Below are 3640 nucleotides of genomic sequence, written 5' to 3'. Positions count from 1 at the left end.
CCCGTGCCCGCCGCGACGGCGACGACTGGGTGATCGACGGCTCCAAGATCTTCATCACCAACGGCACCTGGGCCGACGTCGCCCTCGTCTTCGCCCGCACCAGCGACGACGGCCCGCGGGGCGTGTCGGCGTTCCTCGTGCCCACCGACACGCCCGGCTTCGAGGCCACCGAGGTCAAGGGCAAGCTGGGCCTGCGTGGCCAGGCCACCGCGGCGTTGTCCTTCGACGGCGTGCGGGTCCCGGCCGACGCCCTGCTCGGCGAGGAGGGCAAGGGCTTCAAGATCGCCATGCAGACGCTCGACAAGGGCCGGGTCACGATCGCAGCGAGCTGCGTCGGCATCGTGCAGGGCTGCCTCGAGGAGACCGTGAAGTACACCGGCGAGCGCGAGCAGTTCGGCCGGCCGATCGCGTCGTTCCAGCTGGTGCAGGAGATGATCGCCGACATGAGCGTCGACGCCGACGCCGCGCGGCTGCTCACCTGGCGCGCCGCCGACCTCATGCAGCGCGGGGAGCCGTTCGGCACCGCCGCCTCCAAGGCCAAGCTGTTCGCGTCCGAGGCCGCGGTGCGTGCCTCGAACCTGGCCGTGCAGGCGTTCGGCGGCTACGGCTTCATCGACGAGTACCCCGTGCAGAAGTACCTGCGTGACGCTCGCGTGATGACCCTGTACGAGGGCACCAGCCAGGTGCAGAAGCTGCTGATCGGTCGGTCCGAGACGGGCATCAACGCGTTCGTCTGACCGCGTCGTCCGATCGAGGGCGCCTGTTCGACGACGCACGGCCGCGCGCCGAGCGGGCCCGCGGCCGCCGGGGCGCCTAGACTCACTCCTTGTGTACGACGGCGTCATCCAGGACCTCATCGACGAGCTCGGGCAGCTGCCCGGGGTCGGTCCGAAGAGCGCCCAGCGGATCGCCTTCCACCTGCTCGACGCCGACCCCGAGGACGTCCGTCGCCTCGCGGCCGTGCTGGTCGACGTGAAGGACAAGGTCCACTTCTGCGCGATCTGCGGCAACGTGACGGTCGACGTCGAGTGCCGCATCTGCACCGACCCCCGCCGCGACGTCACCGTGCTGTGCGTCGTGGAGGAGAGCAAGGACGTCGTCGCCATCGAGCGCACCCGCGAGTTCCGCGGCCGCTACCACGTGCTGGGCGGCGCGATCAGCCCCATCGCGGGCATCGGCCCCGACCAGCTGCGCATCCGTGAGCTGCTCGGCCGCCTGCAGGACGGCGCCGTCACCGAGGTCATCATCGCCACCGACCCGAACCTCGAGGGCGAGGCCACGGCCACCTACCTCATCCGCATGCTGAGCACCCTCGGCCTGCGGGTCAGCAAGCTCGCCAGCGGCCTGCCCGTCGGCGGCGACCTCGAGTACGCCGACGAGCTCACCCTCGGGCGCGCCTTCGAGGGCCGCACCGCCATCGCCGGCTGAACGTCAGCGCGCCTCGGTCCCTGCCAGGAGCTCGGCCTGGTCGGCCGCGATCGCCCGCACCACGCGGATCCACAGGGCGCACGCGACGACGAACAGCACGGTCGTCGCGGCGGCGAACGCCGGCAGGTGCTGGATGGACGCCGTGTCGATCTCGTCGACCGGGACGAACACGCTCTCGACACCGGTGGCGAGGCAGCCCAGCAGGAAGGCACCCCACCACCACCCCACGCGGGCGCCGGACGAGGGACGGTGGGATCGCACCCGGAGGGCGTCGCGCACCACCTGGTAGGGGAACCACAGCGAGACGATCGGCACCAGCCATCCGCCCCACACCCACCCGCGCCGCCGCGCGTGGGGAGACGTCGGCGACAGGACCTCGAGGTTGGATCGGACGCGCCACAACCACAGGCACGTGATGACGTAGGCGCCGAGCAGGACGGGGAAGCTCGCGGCGTCGACCAGCTCGTACGGGGTCCACAGGTCCCAGGCCAGACCGCCGTCCGCCTCCTGGCGCTCCCATCGCTCGACGGCGTCCTGCGCCAGCCAGAAGCGGGGCAGCAGCAACGCGGTGTAGAGCGCGGCGACGCCGACGGTGAGTGCGGTCAGCAGGCCGAGCGGCTGGGCGTACCCCGTGGGCGCCACGGGGTGCGGAGCGGCCTGGCCGGGAGCAGCCGTCGCGCCGGACTGCGCGACGCCCTCCGGGACGTCGTCCTGCGACGGGTAGCGCGGGTACGTCGGTGAGTCGGTCATGGTTCCCCCGGGTCGTGATGATCTGGGGCGACCGTACGACAGGTGACCCGCTCCTGAGGCGAGAACAGAGGACTTTGTCCGACTTCGGGCACGCCTGCACCGAGGACGCCGATCGCCGCGGCGCCGGTAGACTCACCGAGTGGAGCTGGAGCTGCGACACCTCAAGGTCGTGTGTGCCATCGCCGACGCCGGGAGCGTCACGAAGGCCGCCGCCGAGCTGGGTGTCGCGCAGCCCGCGCTCACCGCGCAGCTGAGCCGCATCGAGCGTGCCCTGGGCGGCCCGTTGTTCGACCGCGACCACCGCGGCGTGCGGCCCACGTCGCTGGGCGAGCTGGTCATCGCCCGGGCCCGCATGCTGCTGCCCGCCATGACCGGCCTGCTCGACGACGCCACCCGGCTGAACGACCCCGAACGGGGGCGGAGCACCCCCGAGCACCTGTCCATCGGCTCCTCGTCGCCGGCCATCCTCGCGCCCCTCATCCAGCGGCTGGAGGAGCGGCACCCCGACCTCGAGGTCTCCACGACCGCCTCGTGGTCGGCCGACGAGCTGGCCCGTGAGCTCGACGACGGGCGCCTCGACTTCGCCGTGGTCGGCATCTGCGGAGGCGACAGCACGCCGGGGGAGCGCGGCCAGGTGTGGCGCACGTTCTCGGTGGACCCCGTGTTCGTGATGCTCCCGCAGGACCACCCGCTGGCGGACGTCGACGAGGTCGCGCTCGCCGACCTCGCCACCACCGGCTGGGCCGCCACCCCGGGCGACGGCTGCTTCCAGGAGTGCTTCGCGGCTGCCTGCGCGCGCGAGGGCTTCGCACCGCGCAGCCTCTACGTCGCCGACGCGGCCAGCTGCATCGACCTCGTGGCGTCCGGCACGGCCGTGGCGCTGTGCCAGCCCACGCGGGTCCTCCCGGGGCTGGTGACCAAGCCGCTCGCCGGAGTGCCCCTGAGCTGGCGCCACCTCGTCGGCTGGCGACCCGACTCCGTCGGCGCTGCCTTCGCCGACGAGCTGCTGCTCACCGTCCGCATGGCGCACGGTGACCTCGTCGCGCGCAGCGCCGTCTACGCCGACTGGTTGGGGCGGAACCCGGGCTTCGGCGAGCAGCACGACCCGGGCATCACCCCCGCGGTATGACTCTTCCGGTATGACCCTCCAGGGCTGAACTGACAGTACGTTCTTGCCAACCCCTCGGGGGGGCTGCGGAGGCGAACCCGTCTCCGGACGACAGCGTGGGGCGTGGCGGCGAGCCGTCCGTTCCGCAGGACGGCTGCACCCTGGCGACCCCAGCGTGCCGCCACGACGAAGGAGATCCACCGTGAAGACTCCCAAGCGAACCCTCTTCGGCTCCCTGGCCGTCGCCGCCGTGCTGGCCACGGCGCTCGGCCAGCAGGCCAGCGCCGCGCCGTCACCCGACGACGCCCCGCCCAAGGTCAGCATGCTCGGCGCGATGGAGCGCGACCTCGGACT

4 protein-coding genes are annotated in these 3640 nt (G+C 72.4%); 3 read left to right on the top strand and 1 reads right to left on the bottom strand.

The window, feature by feature from the left end:
• On the top strand, positions 1-737 hold a 737-nt coding region (locus tag ASF38_RS03730), incomplete at its 5' end, for an acyl-CoA dehydrogenase family protein (protein WP_235497374.1).
• A gap of 91 nt (positions 738-828) precedes the next feature.
• The gene (gene recR, locus ASF38_RS03725; RefSeq protein WP_055963139.1) at positions 829-1428 is read left to right on the top strand and encodes a recombination mediator RecR; all 600 of its coding nucleotides are present in this window, start codon (positions 829-831) and stop codon (positions 1426-1428) included.
• A gap of 3 nt (positions 1429-1431) precedes the next feature.
• Here the strand turns inward: recR and ASF38_RS03720 are convergent, their stop codons facing one another.
• On the bottom strand, positions 1432-2178 hold the full coding sequence (locus ASF38_RS03720; protein ID WP_056573704.1) for a DUF4328 domain-containing protein: 747 nt from the start codon (positions 2176-2178) through the stop codon (positions 1432-1434).
• 139 nt (positions 2179-2317) lie between these two features.
• Between ASF38_RS03720 and ASF38_RS03715 the strand changes: the two genes are divergently transcribed.
• Positions 2318-3307: a LysR family transcriptional regulator gene (locus ASF38_RS03715; protein ID WP_055963145.1), complete on the top strand. Its 990-nt coding sequence runs from the start codon at positions 2318-2320 to the stop codon at positions 3305-3307.
• Positions 3308-3640 lie beyond the last annotated feature (333 nt).

The organism is Aeromicrobium sp. Leaf272, from assembly GCF_001422865.1.
In the GTDB taxonomy this organism is placed as follows: Bacteria; Actinomycetota; Actinomycetes; order Propionibacteriales; family Nocardioidaceae; genus Aeromicrobium.
The sequence above is the reverse complement of the archived record's forward strand: the minus strand, read 5'-3'. Positions and strand labels throughout refer to the sequence as shown.

Coding starts and splice junctions, on each gene's coding strand:
- ASF38_RS03720 (WP_056573704.1), bottom strand. CDS start 2,178: ATGACCGACTCACCGACGTACCCGCGCTACCCGTCGCAGGACGACGTC.